At 70.6% G+C, this 17768-nt stretch carries 14 protein-coding genes; 8 read left to right on the top strand and 6 right to left on the bottom strand.

Features of this window, described 5'->3' with window-relative positions:
• Positions 1–801, top strand: coding sequence for a DUF427 domain-containing protein (locus ACIP6U_RS43215; protein ID WP_401728459.1), 801 nt, complete (start codon positions 1–3; stop codon positions 799–801).
• 29 nt (positions 802–830) lie between these two features.
• Here ACIP6U_RS43215 and ACIP6U_RS43210 read toward each other — a convergent pair whose 3' ends face one another.
• On the bottom strand, positions 831–1457 hold the full coding sequence (locus tag ACIP6U_RS43210; RefSeq protein ID WP_401728458.1) for a DUF2461 family protein: 627 nt from the start codon (positions 1455–1457) through the stop codon (positions 831–833).
• Between the two features lie 96 nt (positions 1458–1553).
• On the opposite strand from ACIP6U_RS43210, the gene ACIP6U_RS43205 reads away from it, so the two are divergent.
• Positions 1554–2693, top strand: coding sequence for a M23 family metallopeptidase (locus tag ACIP6U_RS43205; protein ID WP_401728457.1), 1140 nt, complete (start codon positions 1554–1556; stop codon positions 2691–2693).
• Here ACIP6U_RS43205 and ACIP6U_RS43200 read toward each other — a convergent pair.
• Together ACIP6U_RS43200 and ACIP6U_RS43195 are read right to left on the bottom strand one after the other, a co-directional pair.
• A complete protein-coding gene (locus ACIP6U_RS43200; RefSeq protein ID WP_401728455.1) occupies positions 2577–4055 on the bottom strand; it encodes a helix-turn-helix domain-containing protein in 1479 nt (492 codons plus the stop codon). The two genes, ACIP6U_RS43205 and ACIP6U_RS43200, sit on opposite strands and share 117 nt — an antisense overlap.
• A 169-nt stretch (positions 4056–4224) precedes the next feature.
• Positions 4225–7326 carry a lantibiotic dehydratase gene (locus ACIP6U_RS43195; protein ID WP_401728553.1) on the bottom strand — a complete coding sequence of 1034 codons (3102 nt, stop codon included), beginning with the start codon at positions 7324–7326 and terminating at the stop codon, positions 4225–4227.
• A gap of 318 nt (positions 7327–7644) precedes the next feature.
• Here ACIP6U_RS43195 and ACIP6U_RS43190 point away from each other — a divergent pair, with 318 nt between their 5' ends.
• From ACIP6U_RS43190 to ACIP6U_RS43165, 6 genes are all read left to right on the top strand, one after another.
• A complete protein-coding gene (locus tag ACIP6U_RS43190; protein ID WP_401728454.1) occupies positions 7645–7797 on the top strand; it encodes a hypothetical protein in 153 nt (50 codons plus the stop codon).
• 61 nt (positions 7798–7858) lie between these two features.
• Positions 7859–9892, top strand: coding sequence for a B12-binding domain-containing radical SAM protein (locus ACIP6U_RS43185; RefSeq protein WP_401728453.1), 2034 nt, complete (start codon positions 7859–7861; stop codon positions 9890–9892).
• Complete coding sequence (locus ACIP6U_RS43180; protein WP_401728452.1) at positions 9889–10905, top strand: DUF692 family multinuclear iron-containing protein; 1017 nt, start codon at positions 9889–9891, stop codon at positions 10903–10905. Before ACIP6U_RS43185 ends, ACIP6U_RS43180 begins: the two co-directional genes overlap by 4 nt.
• Positions 10902–11672: a hypothetical protein gene (locus ACIP6U_RS43175; RefSeq protein WP_401728451.1), complete on the top strand. Its 771-nt coding sequence runs from the start codon at positions 10902–10904 to the stop codon at positions 11670–11672. The genes ACIP6U_RS43180 and ACIP6U_RS43175 overlap by 4 nt, the downstream gene beginning before the upstream one ends.
• A 26-nt stretch (positions 11673–11698) precedes the next feature.
• The gene (locus ACIP6U_RS43170; RefSeq protein WP_401728551.1) at positions 11699–13642 is read left to right on the top strand and encodes a RiPP maturation radical SAM C-methyltransferase; all 1944 of its coding nucleotides are present in this window, start codon (positions 11699–11701) and stop codon (positions 13640–13642) included.
• Positions 13639–14286 (top strand): DUF5825 family protein, encoded by a 648-nt coding sequence (locus ACIP6U_RS43165; protein WP_401728450.1) that lies wholly within the window; start codon positions 13639–13641, stop codon positions 14284–14286. The genes ACIP6U_RS43170 and ACIP6U_RS43165 overlap by 4 nt, the downstream gene beginning before the upstream one ends.
• On the opposite strand, the gene ACIP6U_RS43160 is transcribed toward ACIP6U_RS43165, so the two are convergent.
• From ACIP6U_RS43160 to ACIP6U_RS43150, 3 genes are all read right to left on the bottom strand, one after another.
• A complete protein-coding gene (locus tag ACIP6U_RS43160) occupies positions 14251–15018 on the bottom strand; it encodes a Stf0 family sulfotransferase (protein WP_401728449.1) in 768 nt (255 codons plus the stop codon). The two genes, ACIP6U_RS43165 and ACIP6U_RS43160, sit on opposite strands and share 36 nt — an antisense overlap.
• 500 nt (positions 15019–15518) lie before the next feature.
• On the bottom strand, positions 15519–16538 hold the full coding sequence (locus ACIP6U_RS43155; protein WP_401728448.1) for an aldo/keto reductase: 1020 nt from the start codon (positions 16536–16538) through the stop codon (positions 15519–15521).
• A 93-nt stretch (positions 16539–16631) separates the two neighbouring features.
• On the bottom strand, positions 16632–17531 hold the full coding sequence (locus tag ACIP6U_RS43150; RefSeq protein ID WP_401728447.1) for a helix-turn-helix transcriptional regulator: 900 nt from the start codon (positions 17529–17531) through the stop codon (positions 16632–16634).
• Between the last annotated feature and the right edge of the window lie 237 nt (positions 17532–17768).

Below are 17768 nucleotides of genomic sequence, written 5' to 3'. Positions count from 1 at the left end.
ATGACCGCACTCACCACCGCCGAGTCTCTCCACAGCACTCCGGAAGGCCTCCTGTGGGAACCCAGTGATCGCTGGGTACGCGGCCGAAAGGACAAGGTGACCGTCGTCGACAGCCGCCATCCCGTCCTCGTCTGGGAGCCGGGTGTCCCCGTGCCGCTGTACGCCTTCCCTCGCGCGGAGGTGCGCGAGGACCTGCTCCGCCCCGCGAAGAACCCGCCGACCGGCACGCACACCGGCTCGCAGATCTTCTACGACCTCGAGGTCGACGGCGAGCTGCTGGAGAACGCCGCCTGGACGTTCCCCGCCGCCGACCTCGCCGACCACATCGCCTTCGAGTGGTTCCGGCGTACCGGCAAGGGCCTCGACCACTGGTACGAGGAGGAAGAGGAGATCTTCATCCACCCGCGCGACCCGCACAAGCGGGTGGACGCCATCCCGAGCAGCCGGCACGTCCAGGTCGAGATCGACGGCACGGTCGTCGCGGACACGCACCGCCCGGTGCTCCTCTTCGAGACCGGTCTGCCGACCCGCTACTACATCCCGCGCGAGGACGTCCGCCTCGAACTGTTCACCCCCACCGACCACCACACCGGCTGCCCCTACAAGGGCACCGCCGCGTACTGGTCCTGGGCCGGCGAAGGGGACGTCCCGCCCAACCTGGTGTGGAGTTACGCCGCTCCGCTGCCCGCGGTGGGCGCGATCCAAGGGCTGCTCGCCTTCTACAACGAGGTCCTCGACATCACCGTGGACGGCGAGCGTCTGGAGCGACCGGTGACCCACTTCAGCAAGCACCGGCCGTAGAAAGGACGTCGGGAGACGGAGGACTCCGTTCAGACGCTCACGTGCCGAACGAGCCAGGACATCATGTCGCTCAAGTCCCCGACGGCGTCCACCACCACGTCCACCGCCTCCGGGGTGTGCAGCCAGCCATCGCAGCCCAGCGGTCGCACCGCGATCAACGAGCGGTGCCGCAGCAGTTCGGCACGCGGATGGTCGGCCGGATAGCCACGGGGGACCCGATTCATGAGGTCGCCGGTGACGTCGTAGTCCCGTTTCCTCAACTCCTCCACGATGGCGGGGAGTTCACGACCGCTGCCCTCCGCGGCCACCGCCTCCCGGAACCTGCGGATCTCCTCGGGCACGGGGTACCACCACGCCCCTTGGATCCGCAGTCCGTCGAGGTCGAAGCGCAGCCCGAACTCGACATGGCGCGCGAGCCGGATCACGGCTCCTTGGTGCTGCCACCACCAGGAGTTCGTCCGGTAGTGCCAGACGGAGAAGTCCTCGTACGCGGTGTCCCTGTCCGCCAGATCGTTGAGCAGCGCGATCATCGGCCGGCGCACCAGTTGTTCGCGCTCCCTCCGACACTGCTCCCGCACCGACTGCGAGGGCTCGCCCTCCAGTCGGAGCAGCACGTCGAATGCCCCCTCGGGCCACCCCGTGAACCGTCCGCCCATGCGGAGACCCTACTTGCCCATTGGGGCAATTCCACTGCCCCCGTCCCTGTCTTCGCGGCCGGAGACGTCCTGTCGGTCAGCCGCTAGCGTCCGAGCGTGAGCTCGAACATCCCGCCGACGCCTCCGGCCGTCCGCGATGGCGCCGAACGGGCAGCTGCCGAGCCGGCGTCGAGCACCCCACAGCCACCGAACGGAGATCGTCCGCGCCGTCGCGGCCCCGGTCCCTTCCTCCTGATCGTCGCACCCGCCCTGCTGGCGCTCGTCGGGGTGTCCGGCTACCTGGCCCTCACCGGCGGCCTCTCCCCCGCACTGTCCCAGGGCGCGGATCCGGCACCGACGGACATCAGCAACGTCGATGCCTCGTACGTCCCTTGGCTACGCAAGGCGACCGCCGACTGCGCGGTCGTCACGCCCGCCGTGCTCGCCGCCCAGATCGATCAACTCTCGGGTTGGAGCGACGACACCGCGAGCCTCTCGCAGCAGGGCATCGCCCGCTTCACGGACGCCCAGTGGCGGAAGTGGGGCCGGGACGCCGACGGCAACGGCCGCTCCTCACCGCACGATCAGGTGGACGCGATCATGGCGCTCGGCCGGCAGGACTGCTCGCTCGCGAAGAAGGTGACGGCCCTCAGGACCGAGGGAACCATCAACGGCGACCTCACGGACCTGACCCTCGCCGCGTACGCGGTCGGGACGGACGCGGTGGCGAAGGCGGGCCGCGTGTCCGGCAGCGCGCTCACGTTCGTCGACGCGGTCAAGGGACGGCGTCCGCAGTACGACGCACTCGTACGGCGGACTCCCGAGGACACCGGGGGCCAGAACGCCTCCGCCCTGCTGTCCCCGCCGGTGACCACCCTCACGATCACCTCCCCCTTCGGCTCGCGCAAGCACCCGCTCACCGGCGTCACCAAGCTGCACACCGGGGTGGACTTCGGTGCGCCGAAGGGCGCCCAGGTGTCGGCCGCGCGGGAGGGCCGGGTCGAGTTCGCGGGCATGACCACGGCGTACGGACTCCGCGTGGTGATCGACCACGGCACCATCGAGGGCAAACGGCTGGAGACCACGTACAGCCATCTCTCCGCTCTCCAGGTCACCGTCGGCCAGTCGGTGACAGCGGGTTCACCGGTCGGCCTCGTCGGCTCCACCGGCCTGTCCACCGGTCCCCACCTGCACTTCGAGGTCCTCCTGGACGGCCAGTACACGGACCCGGTCCCTTGGCTCAACTCGACCGGCTGACACACGGACAGCACCCACCCGAGTGCGGTACGCCTCCCGGTACGCGGCCGGAGAGGAGCCCATCTGCCGGCGGAAGTGACCCCGCAGGGCCACCGGGGAGCGGAAACCGCAACGTGCGGCGATCTCGTCGACGGAGTACTCGGAGGTCTCCAGGAGGCGCTGCGCCTGGAGAACCCGCTGTGTGGACAGCCACTGCAACGGAGCACTGCCCGTGAGTTCACGGAAGCGGCGGTCGAAGGTGCGCCTGCTCATGTACGCGCGTGCGGCGAGCGTCTCGACGTCGAACTGTTCGTGGAGGTGCTCCAGCGCCCAGGCGACGACGTCGGTGAGCGGGTCGGCGGCGGTCTCGTCCGGCAACGCGCGGTCCAGGTACGTTCCCTGGCGTCCTGTCCGGCGCGGCGGGACGACCAGACGGCGGGCCAGTGCGTCGGCCGCCTCGTTGCCGTGGTCGGCGCGGACGACGTGGAGGCAGAGGTCGATTCCGGCGGCGGTGCCCGCCGAGGTCAGGACGTCTCCGTCGTCGACGAAGAGTTCTCGCGGGTCCACATGCACCGACGGATAGCGCTTGGCCAACGTCGGTGCGTACATCCAGTGGGTGGTCGCGGGGCGGCCGTCCAGCAGGCCCGCGGCGGCCAGGACGAACACTCCCGTGCCGAGTCCGACGATACGGGCGCCTTCGGCATGCGCCCGGCGCAGTGCGTCGAGCGCGTCCTCCGCGGGCAGGGAGGTGATCGAGCGCCAGGCCGGTACGACGACCGTGCCCGCGCGTGAGACCGCTTCCAGGCCGTACGGGGCGGTGAGTTCCACGCCCGCCGTGGTCCACAGCGGACCGTCCTCGCCGGCCGCCGCCAGCAGTCGGTAGCGCGGCACGCCGGCATCCTGGCGGTCGATCCCGAACACCGACAGCGGGATGGAACTCTCGAAGATGGGGCCGCCGCTGAAGAGCAGCACGGCGACGATCTCCTTGCGGCGGCGTCCGGGGGCCTTCTGTGGCGCCGTCTCCGAGACGCCGGGATTCGGCTTCCTCACCGTGGTGAGCGGGGATGGTGCGGCCGGCCCGAATCGGCTCACCAGAGTCCGCAGCTGAGCGCCGGCCCGCGGTCGGTTCCGCAGCACACGGCGCACACGCATGCGCAGTTCCGCCTCGACGTCGGCGACCGTGTCCTGCTCACCGCGTCGGACAGCGTGAAGCAACTCGCTCTGCGCTCGGTCCAGCTCCTGCCGGACGCCGGTCGCGCGCGTCTCGCCGCCCGGTTCGTTCTCGACGAGAAACGTGACCAGGGCGTCGCGGACAGCCGGCCAGGAGTCGTCCCGCATGCGCTTCACCAGCTCAGCCGCACAGACCGCGACGAAGTCGTTCAACGGTGCCCCGATTCCCCAGCACTCTCCCGGCAGTCGATGGACTACCGGAAACACGGTAAGAGGAAGGACCAACTCTGGACAGCCGACGCGAACTTGAACTCGTTTTGCCAGACCCCTGGCCGACCGCCGCCGCAACGATGCCGGTCCACGACCGTGCTTTCGCTCACCCTCATGGCTCACCGCGAGGTTCCACCTTGGCTCTTGCCGTCCAACTCAGTGCCGCGGCTCTGGCCAGGTGCAGGTGTGCGCGTTCCTCGGGAAGTCCCGGCCCGTGCATGCGGACGTGGTGGAGATGCAGCAGGTCCGGGAGCAGGACCTGTGGGGACGGCGTCCCCACACCATCGAGCGCGCTGCGGTACGCGGCCAGCGCGGCGCGGCGTGCCGACCAGCTCGCGGTGACGGACGCGTCCAGCATCGGGGTGCCGGGGGCCCTCGCCGTGAAGAGGGCGGTCGTCAGGGCGATGGTCTGGTCGTAGACCGCTCGGCGCGGTGCGCTCCGGTCCGTGTGGGTGTGACCGACCAGCCAGCGCATCGCCGTCGCGTCGTCCCCGAGCATGCCGACAGCGATGTCCACCATGCTCGCGGCAGTCACCGCACCGGCGTCGGGGGCACCCCCGCCAGCCTGCGCGGTCAACTGGGCGAGGACGGCGGCCGCGTCGGCGGCGAAGTACTCCTCGGCCACGTCCATCACCGCGGGACCGCCGAAGCGCGCGGCCTGCGGATAGTACGTCTCCAGACTCGCGTGGGTGATCAGACCCGCGCGTCGAAGCCGCCGGGTCCACTCGCCGACCTGCCCGACAGCGATGCCGAGTGTTCCGGGCGCGCAGGCCAGACGCAGAACCAGGCGGTCCTCGGGATCACGGTCGCGGACGAACCACCAGCGTGGCTCTCCCAACTCCCCCAGCAGTGACGGCAGATGCCGGGTCAGGAGCGGATCCTGTCGGTCGCGGTGCCCGTGCAACGTGATGGAGAGCAGGTCGCCGCAGCCAGGCAGACGAGCGTCCTCGCGACCGACCTGGCCGACCTGGCCGACCTGGCCGACTTGATCAACCTGACCGACGAGTCCGACGACATCGCTCGATCCGCGGACCGGCGCGCAGGTCCGGTCCACAGCGGCCAGAGGGATGACGACCTCGTGCGCGCGCCCACCGGCCCAGCCCAGGTCCCCGGGCTCCGGTGCGGCACGTAGCAACGCCTTGCCGTCGCGCTCCACATGGGCACGGAGCAGGACCCGGTGCGAGGCCTCCGCCAGGTCCAGGTTCATGCGCCGGTCCCCGTCGCCCAGGTACACGTGCTCGGGCAGGGCAACGTCACGACGCCACTCGGCCAGAGCCTTGTCCCACTGCGGCCACGGCGTCCGCGCGTCGGGCAGGTCGTCGCTGCCGAGGGTCCAGCGGGCCGGGGACAGTACCGTGCGCCCGTAACGCACCGCGGGGAGGAACGGCAGACCGGACACGGCGGCTCCCCACGCGAACCCGGTGCACGGAACGGCCAGGGCCACCGGTGCCTCGATCAGGAACCGCGCCAGCGGATGGGTGTGCTGGGTCAGATCCACCGCGCTCAGCAGCATCGTGTGCACCGGACGGCGGCGGGAGACCGAGACCAGGTGCACCTGCTCGTCATCGGCCGTCACCGCCAGGTCGGTCACGGGCAACTGGCCCGTGTCCGGGCCCTGGTAATCACCGAGGGGGATCACCAACTCCGCCACCTGCGGGGCGTGCGCGACGTTCGCCGAGCGTACGTACAGCGGGGCGGTGCTGATCTGCGCGATCAGCGCGTCCTGTTGTACGCCGGGCAGTCGGGCGTACACGTCGCTCATCCGGCGGCGGTCGTCGGCGTCGAACAGGTGGAGAAATCGTCCGGTGGCCGTTCCGGCCGCACGGGCCACTCCGACGACGTGCAGCGTGAACTCCCCTTGTTCCAGGGCGGATACGCTCGCGGCGTGGATCCGCACGGTCACCTCGGTGCTCGGCTGTACGGGTCGGTCGGGATCCGCCACCGCCAGTTCGTCGATCGCGGCATCATCGAGTCGGACGTCGTGGCGGCGTCTCATCGCGGCGGTGTACGCGAGCCCCAGCAGCCGACTGTCGCGGGCGGTCAGCGTCGGGGCCGTGGACGCGCCGGTGGACCCTAAGTAGCCGGACGGGTAACCGAGTTGGTCGATGGCGTCGAGAACAGGTACCACCGCTCCCGGACCGTAGCGCTCCAGGAAGCGACCGTGCCAGGCGACCCACCCGGGGCTCAGTGCCGCCCGCGGCGCCAGACGGGTCAGTACCGCGGCGGCCGACGCCACCTCCTCGGCCACCGCCTCCGGGATCACCAGGTCCCAGCCCAACCGCAGGTCGAGGGCGAGCGCGGGTTCCGCACCGGGACACACCCGTCTCATCACGGCGCTCACCCGGGCACGTTCAGCACGAGCACCCACACCCGCACCCGCATCCAGACCCGCGGCGGTCACGTCATCGTGCCGTGCCAGTCCCGCCGCGACCTCACGCAACTCGGCGGCTTCGGCCGCGGGCAGCTGCTGCACCTGCCCGAGCAGGACGGCGATCGGATCCGAGGCGGTGATCGCGGGCCGCAGACCGGTGATCAGGAATCGCTGTCGTACGAGATTCGCCAGCAGGTTCTCGATCGCGGTGGCCGAAGCGTCCGGGAAGCCGGCGGAGAGCGTCTCGGCGAGAACTGCCCACAGAACCGGGCCCCTTGCACCGTCCATGGCCATGCGGACCGGCCCGGTGGCGCGTATCCCCACATGCACGGGGTCCCCGCCGTTCGCACTGCTCGCGCGGTGCTCGATCTTCAGGCGTCCGTCGCGCTCGAACGCGAGGCTGGAAGCGAGCAGCGTCAATCGCGGTCGCAGCTGCCGGTGTTCCTCCAACCGGTCGACCAGAGCCGCGGTCCACGCTGCGTCCGGCCTGGTGACCGTCTGATGCCCGGTGTCCGCACGCAGCGCGGGAGTTGCCTCGATACGGGCGGCCTGCACACCGGCGAACAGACCGAAGGGAGTGGCACGTGAGCGGGCGCGCAGCAGGTAGCGCAGCACCGAGAACACCGCGCGCCGCACGGCGAGTTCCGGCACCGGCTCGCCGTCGCAGATCTGATGCACGCGTCTCGCCAGGTCCGGGCTGGAGAACTCGACCGCGGTGGCGAAATCCGTTACCTGCCAAAGTTGTTGAAACCACGCCTGCCACGAGTCCCTATGCGCGGACGGGCCGGTCAGGTCCGGCCAGACCGTCGGGTGGTCGGGACGCCAGACCGCCGCCCGAACCACGGCCGCGTCGACATGGCGGTACAAACGGCCCTCCAGCAGGTCAACGGCGTTGTCCTCTATACCGTGTTGGCCACTATTTTTCCGAACCACCCGGCGCCGAGGGCGATTATGAGTCATGGTCATTGTGGCGGCTGCTGCGCAGCCCCGGTGCCGCGGAGTCTCCATGAGCCGTTGACCTGGCTGAATTCCGACCCGCCCAAACGACGACGTATGGGCTGTTGACGCACCTGCGGTCTGGCTAGCGTGGGCGCCACGTACGGCAAGTGGCACATACGGCAAGCGGCACATTCCCATCACGTTCGCGAAGGGGAGAAAATCATGACTGCTGCGACTCCTGAGAAACTCGCCGATGAGGAATTCGGTGAGCTCGAAGAACTCCAAGTGATCGATTCCAGCGAGCTGAAGCTCGGCGCGGCGTACCACACGTACACCTACATCGCGGCGGAGAGCACGGAGGACATCCCCGACTAGGACGTCCGGGAGCCGAGGCAACTCTTCGACGGACGAGACCGGTGGGACGAGGAGGTGGGTCGTGCCGTCCAGCCAGTCGGCGGACCCTACCCGCACCGACGTCCTGCTGATCTTCCCGCCGCAGACCGAGGCCAGGTTCTTCCCGTATCTGAGCCTGCCCTACCTGACCGGCCATCTGCGCCGCCGGGGTCGGCGGGTGCACCAGGCCGACTTGAACATCGCCGTGCTCCACGAGCTGCTGCGACGTCCGGCGCTGCTGGACGACGCGGTCCGCGCCCAGGACACGGGTGACGGCGGTACGGCCGTGGGCGACTGGTATCGCCGGGAGGTGGCCGACGTCTTCGCCGCGCACATCGGCGAGTTGCGTGCCCACGTCCTGCACAAGGAGCCGGCCGGCGAGCTGGGCCCGGACCGCGCGGTCCGGCTCGCCGGCCTGGCCCTCGAACTGCTGGTCCGCGACACCTTCCTGGTGCGGACCTGGGAGGACCTCGGCCAACTCGACGCTGCCGTACGCCGGGCCGCGGACCGGCCGCCCACCGCGTCGGACGTACCGGTCGCCTCGCTGCACCGTCTGCTGGCCGGTCTGCTCGGCCGGCATCGCCCGCGGGTGGTCGGCCTGTCGGTGGCGTTCTTCAGCCAGCTCGCGCCCGCGCTGCTGATCGCCGCCTGGGTCCGGCGGCTGGCGCCGGACACCCAAATCTGCCTGGGCGGACAGCAGGTGATGCTCCGTCACGACAGTCTCGCCAAACTGCCCGGAGTCCGGGAGACCGTCGACGCCCTGTGCCCGACCGCCGGGGAACAGCCGCTCGAACGCTGGCTGGACGCGCTGGACGGAACGGTTCCGCTCACCGCCGTACCCGGTATGACCTGGCTGCCACGCTCCGGGGCCGAGCCGCGCACAGGGCCCCCGGTGACCTTGCTCTTCCGTGACCTCGGGCCGCCCGACTTCACCGGACTGCCGTTCCGCTCCTATCTCAACGACGCCCTGGAGCTCGCGATCGTCTCGTGCGTCGGCTGCTACTGGGGGCGGTGCGCGTTCTGCTCGTACGGCAACCGGTCGCTCCCGCAAGGGAGTTACCAGCAGGGCACCGCGACCCAGATCGCCGACGCGGTGGAGACCGTCGTCCGCGTCACGGGCACCCGTTTCGTGTCGGTCGCGGACGAGAACACCAACCTGCGGCTGATCCAGCGAGCGATGCGCGCGGTACGCGAACGCGGGATACGGGTCCGGTTCGGCGTGCGCAGCCGGCTGGAGGGTGCCCTCACCGACCCGGAGTTCTGCCACGACCTCGCCGCGGTCGGCTGCGCGATGATCGCGGTCGGCTACGAGGGCACCTCGCAGCGCCTGTTGGACCGGGTGGACCGGGGCGTGCGCGCGGCCGACTACCAGCGGATCCTCGACAACCTCGACGCGGCGGGCATCACCGTCCGGTTCACGGTGATGGGCCAGGTCCTGGACGAGACGCCGGACGAGTTCGAGGCTTCCCTGCGCTTCCTCGTCGACAACGAGCGGCGGATCGGCATCGACGCGCTGGAGCTGATGGTGGCGGAGCCGGGCAGCAAGCTCGTAGACAGCCCGGAGGAGTACGGGCTCGCCCTCGACTCCTCGGAACGCCTCGCGGGCAACCCCGAGTTGAGTTACCTGGCCGGCCGGGTCGGCCACCCCCTGTCCGTCCGCGGCGGCCCGACGCGCAGCGAGGCACTGGACCGGCTGGTGCGAGTCTTCGACACCGTGAAACCGGGCCGGGCGAGCAGTTCGGCACCGTCGCGCCCCACCCCGAACGGCCATCGCACGCCCACCGTCGCGGCCCTGCGCCCGCACACGTGGGTACGCGCCGTCCCCGCGTACGCCGACGAGCGCACGGTCGACCGCGTCACCCTCGCCGACCTCGTCCGGGAGCGGTTCTACGCACTCCCCCGCACCGACGTGGACCAGCGCGCCGACGGCCTGCTCACGGCCCGCACCGACCGCGGCCGCCGCCTGCTGGCCCGCCTGTCCGACGCAGCGGCGGGCACCCCCGACCCGGCACATCCAGCCGACCCGGCCCCCTCAGCCTCAGCCGGCCCGGCCCCCTCAGCCAGGAGCTCGTCATGACGCAACCGCCGCGCACCGCACCCGGCGGCACCCGAACCGCCGCCGTCACCGAAGCCCCGCGCCGGATGGGCCTGGGCGTACTGATGGACATGCCGTGGGGCGGTGGACGCCTCGGCAGGCGCGGCATCGGATTCGTGGAGAGCGACGACGGCGGCGGAGACATCACCGACCGGGTCCGCGCCTTCCTGCACCGCCACGGCGGCGACTTCGCCTACTCGGCCCTCGCGTTCCAGCCGCGCTCGCGCGCCCGCATACGGCCGGCCGACTACGTGCCCGCGTACGACCGCTTCTTCGAGGCCGTGCCCGCCGGACTGGCGCGCGCTTTCCACCAGACCGAGCTGAACATGGGCACGCCCGAGCGCTACGACCGCCGCCCGGCCGCCGAGTTCACCAACGAACTGGCCGCCCGCTACGGCTTCTCCTGGGTGGTCGAGGACCTGGGCATCTGGAGCCTGCGCGGCCTACCGATGCCGTATCCGCTCCCGCCGCCGCTGACCGAGCCGGGCCTGGAGCTCGCCACCCGGAACGTGGCGGAGGCGGCCCGGCTGCTCGAACCGCCGCTGCACGTAGAGTTCCCCGGCTTCACGGAGGGCGGTTCGTTCGTCCTGGGGCACATGGACGCCTTCGAGTACTTCGCCCGGCTGGCGGACGACGCCGACGTGCGGGTGACGCTCGACGTCGGCCATCTGCTCAGCTACCAGTGGCTGAGAGGACGTACCGGAAAGAGCATGTACGACGGGATCGAGGCCCTGCCCCTCACCCGCTGCCGCGAACTGCACCTGTCGGGCTGCCAGATCGTGGGCGGCAAGTTCCGCGACCTGCACCACGGCGTCCTGCTCGACGAACAGTTGGAGCTCACCGAGTATCTGCTGCCGCGCTGCCCGAACCTCCTCGGGGTGTCCTACGAGGACCCGATGTACCGCGAGGACGGGCAGTTGGTCGAGAAGTCCCGGCCGAACTACGCACGGCTGCGGGACCTGGTCGCCGACTGGCAGCGCGGGGAGGTCGCGTGACCACGGTGGAGCCGGGCGCCTCGCTGGACGGCGAGCAACTGACCGACCTGCTCATGCGGTTGCTGCTGGACGCGGACCTGCGGGCCCGGCTCGCGGACGGGGGCGCCGAGGCCGTCGCGGCGGATGCCGGCGAGCTGGAGTGCCTGGCCTCCGTCGATCTGGATGAACTGGACACCACCGCAAGGCGGTTGCGCTCCCAAGTCTGGCGGCCCGGCAGCGGCGGCAGCCTCGCGACCACGTTCCCGCGCGGCCTGCGGCTGCTCCGGGACGCCGGTGCCACGGAGTCCGACCTGCTCACCGGTTTCCTCGGCTCACCGCACTTCGCCCGGTACCGGCTGATCCCGTACACCGCCCCCGGGTTGTCGGCGGAGGAGGCGTTCGCGTCCTACCTGCTGGACGGCGTCGGGGCAGGGGGGCTGCGCGACACGGTGACCCACGAGCTGATGATCGCCCTGTTCACCTCGCTGACGTGCGAGCAGCCACTGTCGTTCGTGATCGAGGCGGAGGGGATCGTCCCCACCGACCGGGGCCATGCCGCCGTGCGTGCGTATGCGGCGGCGTCCGTGGCCACTTGGGGGGCCACCGCCGGCGGGCGTCCCTCCGGGGAGACCCAGGGTGCGGACGAAGTGCACTACGCGTACTTCACCGCGTCCGCCGGACTGGCTCACGGCGTGGTGTCCGGGCGGGTGGCGGCGGCCTTCGAGGCCGAGCCGTCGGACCGGCGCGAGACCGCGCGGCGGGCACTGGCCGGCCGCGGACTGTGGTGACGGGGAGAGGAACCGCCTTGCACATCGTGTTGGTGGACATGCCGTGGTCGTCGCTCGACGCGCCGTCCCTCGCGCTCGGCATTCTCAAGCGCCGGATCCTCGACGTCCTCCCCGACGGCGCCGCGGACGTCGAAGTGGTGCACGCCAACCTCGACTTCGCCGACTGGGTGTCCGCACGTACGGAATACGGCTTCGACGAGTACGAGTTCTGCTCGACCTCGTACTTCTCCGGGCACAGCGAGTGGATCTTCTCGGCCGCGCTCAACGCCCAACCCCGTTGGCGAGTGGCCGAGTTCACCGAACACTTCGGCGAGAAGATGCCGGAGCCCATGTTGGCCAAGGCGCGCGAACTGCACGAACTCGCGCCGCTGTTCGTCCGGGAGATCGCCGCCAAGATCGCCGCCACGGCACCGGACGTGGTCGGCTTCACCACCACCTTCGCGCAGAACGCGGCCGCCCTCGCGGCGGCCCGCGCGGTCAAGGAACTGGCACCCGGCACCACCACCGTCTTCGGCGGCGCCAACTGCGACGGCCCACAAGGCGCCGCGCTGCACCGCAACTTCGAGTACGTCGACTTCGTCGTGCGGGGCGAGGGCGAGATCGCGTTCCCGCGGTTGCTCGCCGCCCTCCGCGACGGCGACGCCGCCGACCTGGCCGCCATTCCCGGTCTGTGCCGGCGTGACGCGCAGGGCCGGTCCGTGGCCCATCCCATGAACGCCGCCCCGCTGCCTCCGGGCGCACTGGTCACCCCCGACTACGGGGACTACTTCGAGCGGCACGCGCAGTCCACCGCGGGTGGCTGGGTGGAGCCGCGACTGGTGGTGGAGGCCTCGCGCGGCTGCTGGTGGGGCGAGAAGCACCACTGCACCTTCTGCGGCCTCAACGGCTCGTTCATGGAGTTCCGCAGCAAGGACCCGCGGCGGTTCGTGGACGAGATCCTCGGCCTGGTCGAGCGCCACCGCATCCTCGACGTGTGGGTCACCGACAACATCCTCGACATGGCCTACCTCAACTCCATGGCCCCGCTTCTCCAGGAGTCCGGGTACGACCTGCGGCTGTGCTACGAGATCAAGTCGAACCTGCGCCGTGAGCAACTGGCCACGCTGTACGCGGCCGGAGTCAGCTACGTGCAGCCCGGCGTGGAGAGCCTCAGCAGCCGGGTCCTGAAGCTGATGGACAAGGGGGTGACCGGCTGCCAGAACGTACGGCTGCTGCGGGACGCGGAGACCGTCGGCGTCAACCTCAGCTGGAACTACCTCTACGGCTTCCCCGGGGAGACCGACCAGGACTACGACGAGATCGTCGACCAGCTGCCCGCGCTGCACCACCTCGGACCGCCGGCCAACTCCACCCGGCTGAAGGTCGAGCGGTTCAGCCCCTACTTCGACCGGCCGGAACTGGGCTTCGCCGACCTGCGCCCCGCCTCGCACTACCACCACATCTACGACCTGCCGGAGCACGAACTCGCCGACCTGGTCTACATCTTCGACTCCACGAACCAGGGCATCGCCGGTGACTGTCTGGACCGGCTGCGCACGGCCGTCGCCGACTGGACGCGGGCGTACCCGCGCAGCCGCCTGACCCACTGCGACCTCGGCACACACATCGTCCTGGTCGACACCCGCCCGGACTTCTCCTGGCAACTCCTCGACCTCACCGACCCGTTCGAAGTGACGGTGTTCCGACTGCTCGACACACCGCACAGCCCGGCGGCACTGCTGCGCAAGGCCGTCGCCCGGTGCGCGGACGCAGGGGAGTCGGCCGGCGAGGTGACGGAAGAGCGAGTCGCCGAGCTGCTGGCACGCTGGCGCGCCCTCGGCCTGGTCTTCGCCGAGGGCGGTCACTACGTCCAGGTCGCGCCGGCGGTGGCCAACCAGGACCTGCTGCGGCTCGACGGCGCCGGACTGCACGGGGACGAGATCTCGTTGGTCCCGGCTCTGGCGGCCCCCTCCACGGGAGACACGCGATGAAGCCGCAGCTGACCCTATGGAAGGACCGCGACCCGGCGGCCATGCGCCTGCCGGGCATCCACTACGGCACCCTCGACGGACCGCCGGACGACCCGGCGCACGCCGTCGCACAACTCGCCGCCGCCGGCGTCCAGTTCGTCCAGGTGCACGAGCCCGTGGACCTCACGGATCCGGACGGCGCGTCCGCGGTAGCCGTGCTCCTCGCCCTCCGGGAACTCACCAGCCACGGCATAGCGGTGGACTGGACACTGCGCATGCCCGACCCGGCCCAGTGGCGGTCGCTGAGCCATCTGCACCCCCCGGCGACCGTCTTCCGCGGCTCCACGGGAGAGGCTCGCGAGGAACTCGTGGTCACCGCGTGGCGCGACTCGTTCCACATCGCGAAGTGCGGCTACCGCCGCGGCCCCGGCTTCCTGGAGATCCGCGACCACCGCTGGGGCTCCTTCCGACGCCTGGTCGTCAACGCCCCCCGGAGCACGGCGTTCCAGGGACTGCTGGACGGCGTCCCGGTGGTCGCGTCGGCGTCGACGGAGCGGGTCCTGGAGCGTCACCTGCGCGAGAACCTGCTCCATCGCGCCGGGCGCTACCTGTGGTGGACGCCGTACCGCCTACGACGCTGGCCGCTCAGCACGACGATCCCGTAGGAACCTCTCGACCCACCGTTCCGTCAACTCGTCGGCCTGACGCCGGATCCCCGGAGCCGGCACCGACGCGGGCGCCTCGACGCCGAGGAAATCCAGGCAGCCCGACAGCCCTGCCTCGTAGTCGGCGACCAGGTCCTCGTAGACGACGGTGTACGGGGTGACACCGTGCCGCCCGAAGTAGTCCTCCCAGACCGCCGCGTCGCGCTCCAGCATCCGCAGATGCCGGCGGATCTCCTCGTAGCTGTACGGGGGTTCGGCACGCGAGCTCCCCTCCGGCAGAAAGGTCCCGTCCAGGATCCAGACACCGGTCTGCTCGGCCATGGTGTATGAAACGGCCTGCCGCAGCCGGTCCCTGCGCCGGATCCAGATGTACCGGGGTGCCTGGAGGACGTCGTACGGGTCGACCTCCAGGCTTCCGAGATGCCCCGCGTGGATCCGTAGCCCGAACACGCCGTTGGGGCTGGTCCGGCACGTCATCAACTGCCGCACATAGCCCGCCGCCAACTCCTCCGGATCGCCGGAGTCGAACCCCCACCGCTCGAAGTAGTCGAGCACGAAGGCATCGGCGAAGTAGTCCTCGGCGAAGCCGGCCAGCCCGGTGTGCCACAGGGCACGGGCGAGCATGTTGCTGCCGCACCGGGGGGTCGACGCGAGCACGTAACGGACGGGCGGCAGACCGGTGAAGGGCGGGAAGTCGAACTCCGGGCCGTTGGTCCGGTAACGGAGTGCCATGGGAAAACCTTCGCGCCCGGCGCCAGTGGCTGTCACCTGGTCCGCCGCATTCCGAGGGCGCGCAGCAACGCCCTGGACCTCACCTGCACGCTGGACCCGGGCCCGGTGGCCACTCGTGCCAGGACCCGCCTCCACCAGCGAGACCACGACCCACAGCCGCGGCGCCCCGCATGGTGCGGCCGGCGCTGGAGAGTCTGCGAAGTCCCGTATCCGTCACGGAAGGACGGGTGTTTCGTGACGCGCCCGGTGCGCTTCACGCGGCGCTGCGGTGCGAGGAGTGCGGGGCCCTGCTCGAGGCCCGGTCCACCGGCCGCCCGGCCCGCTACTGCGGAGCGACCTGCCGACAACGAGCCCGTCGCCGCCGCCTCGGACCGACGACGGATTCCTGGCGGAGGACAAGTCGCTGGAATGTCAGGAGGCCACGGGCCGAAGCGGTGCGCCCTTCGTGGTCACGGGGAAGTCGGTGCGCCGGCCGGCGTGACCAGCCGGCCGGGGACGCGTCAGCGGCGTCGCTGGTCGGCAAGCAGTTCGAAGTCGCCGTAGCTGTTGTCGACCGGGTTGACCGTGACGCCGGGCGCGACGATTTCGTCGATGGCGTCAAGCACGTCGGACGACAGCGAGGCGTCCGCGGCCGGCAGAAACGCCTCCAGCTGGTCCATGGTGCGCGGGCCGATGATCGCCGAGGTGACGCCGGGGTGGTTGATGACGAAGGCGACGGCGAGCTCGATCAGGGTGAGACCCGCCTTCTGCGCCAGGAGCGCGAGCTGTTCGACGGCGTCGAGCTTGCGCTGGTTGGCAGGGGTGTTCATGTCGAAGCGGGCCTGGGGGCGGGCCGCGGAGGCGGGACCCTCGGTGGCGTTCTTGCGGTAGCGACCCGACAGCCAGCCGCCGGAGAGCGGACTGTAGGTGAGGGTGCCCATGCCATGACGGCGCACGGTGGGCAGTACGTCCTCCTCGATGCCACGGACCAGGATCGAGTACGGCGGCTGCTCGGTCACGAACCGCTCCAGGTGGCGCTCCCGCGAGGTCCACTGGGCCTCGACGATCTGGGAGCCGGAGTAGGACGAGGAGCCGATGTAGCGGATCTTGCCCTGGTGCACGAGGTCGGAGAGGGCGCCGAGGGTCTCGGCGACGTCCGTGTCGGGGCTGGGGCGGTGGACCTGGTAGAGGTCGATGTGGTCGGTGTCGAGCCGGCGCAGGGAGTTCTCGACCTCGCGGATGATCCAGCGCCGTGAGCCGCCCCGCTGGTTGGGGTCGTTCCGGTCCATCGGCATGAAGAACTTGGTCGCCAGGAACACATCCTCGCGGCGGCCCTTGAGGGCCTTGCCGACGATCTCCTCCGAGACGCCCGCGGAGTACACGTCCGCGGTGTCGACGAAGTTGATGCCCGCGTCCAGGGCGTGGTGGATGATCCGGATCGAGTCGGCCTCGTCCTCGTTGCCCCAGGGGCCGAACATCATCGCGCCCAGGCAGAGCGGACTCACCTGGACACCGGTGCGGCCGAGCGGTCGGTACTGCATGAAGGGGTTCTCCTCGGGTGTGCTCAGTCGTACTGAGTCGTCAGCAGTTGCAGTCGCTCGTTGTCAGTCGTAGTCGGTCGCTGTCGGTCGCTGTCAGTCGTTCGCGGTCGGGACGACGGTCCCGGTGCTCGCCCAGCTGGCGAGGAGGCCCAGGGCCTCCTGCGCCGGGGAGTCGGGTTCGGGCGTGTAGAAGTTGAGGCGAAGGCCGGGATCGGCGGGCAGGTCCATCGCCTCGTAGGGCAGGGCCAGATCGCCGACCAGCGGATGGTGGAGGTTCTTCACCCCCGCGCGGTGGAACTTCACGTCGTGGCGGGCCCAGCGGCGGGCGAAGTCGTCGCTTCTGGTCGTCAGTTCACCGATCAGGTCGGTGAGCGCCTTGTCGTGCGGCGCCCGGCCCGTCTCGGTGCGCAGGAAGGCGACGGCATCGCCGGCCCCCTTGTCCCAGTCGACCCAGAACTCCTTGCTCGCGGGGTCCAGAAACATGAAGCGGGCGCTGTTGACCGGCCCGCGCTGGGCGAACAGCGGCGAGTCGAAGAGGGGTGCGTACAGCGCACGGCCCAGCGTGTTGGAGGCCAGGATGTCGAAGCGCGCGTTGCGTACGTACGCCGGCACATCGGTCATCGAGTCCAGCAGTCGCAGGATCGTGGGCCGCACCCGGGACGCCGTCACCGTGGGGCGCCGGCCCGACGGTGTCGCCGCGCGGGCCAGGTCGTAGAGGTGAGTGCGCTCGGCCTCGTCCAGCTGGAGTGCGTGCGCGAGGGACTCCAGCACCGAGTCCGAGGCGCCGGAGAGGTTCCCGCGCTCCAGGCGGACGTAGTAGTCGACGCTCATGCCCGCGAGCAGCGCGACCTCCTCACGGCGCAGGCCCGCGACGCGCCGGTTGCCGCCGCCGTAGACCGGCAGTCCGGCCTGCTCGGGGGTGATGCGGGCACGCCGGGTGCTCAGGAACTCGCGGACCTCGGCGGCCACGCTCTTCTTGTCTCTGTCTGCCATCGTCCAGATCCCTGACATCGTTCCGCCGCCGGTGATCGCGCCCCGGTGGGACGGTCCAGCGCGACCTACGACGGTCCCGCCGTGACCTTCACCGTAGGTCCGTCCGCGAGGACCCGCGAGGTACTGCCAGTACCTGGAAGACCAGTGACTCCCACTCCTGAGCCCGTACGGGGTTCTCTTGGAGGAGAACGGAGGGCCGGGAGTCCGACACCGGGCCCTCACCCCGCGGCGAAGGAC

The sequence above is a fragment of the Streptomyces sp. NPDC088794 genome (assembly GCF_044750545.1).
In the GTDB taxonomy this organism is placed as follows: domain Bacteria; phylum Actinomycetota; class Actinomycetes; order Streptomycetales; family Streptomycetaceae; genus Streptomyces.
This window is presented reverse-complemented; position numbering and strand designations above follow the sequence as displayed.

What these genes read in the sequence shown, in the direction of transcription:
- ACIP6U_RS43215 (WP_401728459.1), top strand. Translation starts at nt 1, where the DNA reads ATGACCGCACTCACCACCGCCGAGTCTCTCCACAGCACTCCGGAAGGC.
- ACIP6U_RS43210 (WP_401728458.1), bottom strand. Translation starts at nt 1,457, where the DNA reads ATGGGCGGACGGTTCACGGGGTGGCCCGAGGGGGCATTCGACGTGCTG.
- ACIP6U_RS43190 (WP_401728454.1), top strand. Translation starts at nt 7,645, where the DNA reads ATGACTGCTGCGACTCCTGAGAAACTCGCCGATGAGGAATTCGGTGAG.
- ACIP6U_RS43180 (WP_401728452.1), top strand. Translation starts at nt 9,889, where the DNA reads ATGACGCAACCGCCGCGCACCGCACCCGGCGGCACCCGAACCGCCGCC.
- ACIP6U_RS43165 (WP_401728450.1), top strand. Translation starts at nt 13,639, where the DNA reads ATGAAGCCGCAGCTGACCCTATGGAAGGACCGCGACCCGGCGGCCATG.
- ACIP6U_RS43160 (WP_401728449.1), bottom strand. Translation starts at nt 15,018, where the DNA reads ATGGCACTCCGTTACCGGACCAACGGCCCGGAGTTCGACTTCCCGCCC.
- ACIP6U_RS43155 (WP_401728448.1), bottom strand. Translation starts at nt 16,538, where the DNA reads ATGCAGTACCGACCGCTCGGCCGCACCGGTGTCCAGGTGAGTCCGCTC.
- ACIP6U_RS43150 (WP_401728447.1), bottom strand. Translation starts at nt 17,531, where the DNA reads ATGGCAGACAGAGACAAGAAGAGCGTGGCCGCCGAGGTCCGCGAGTTC.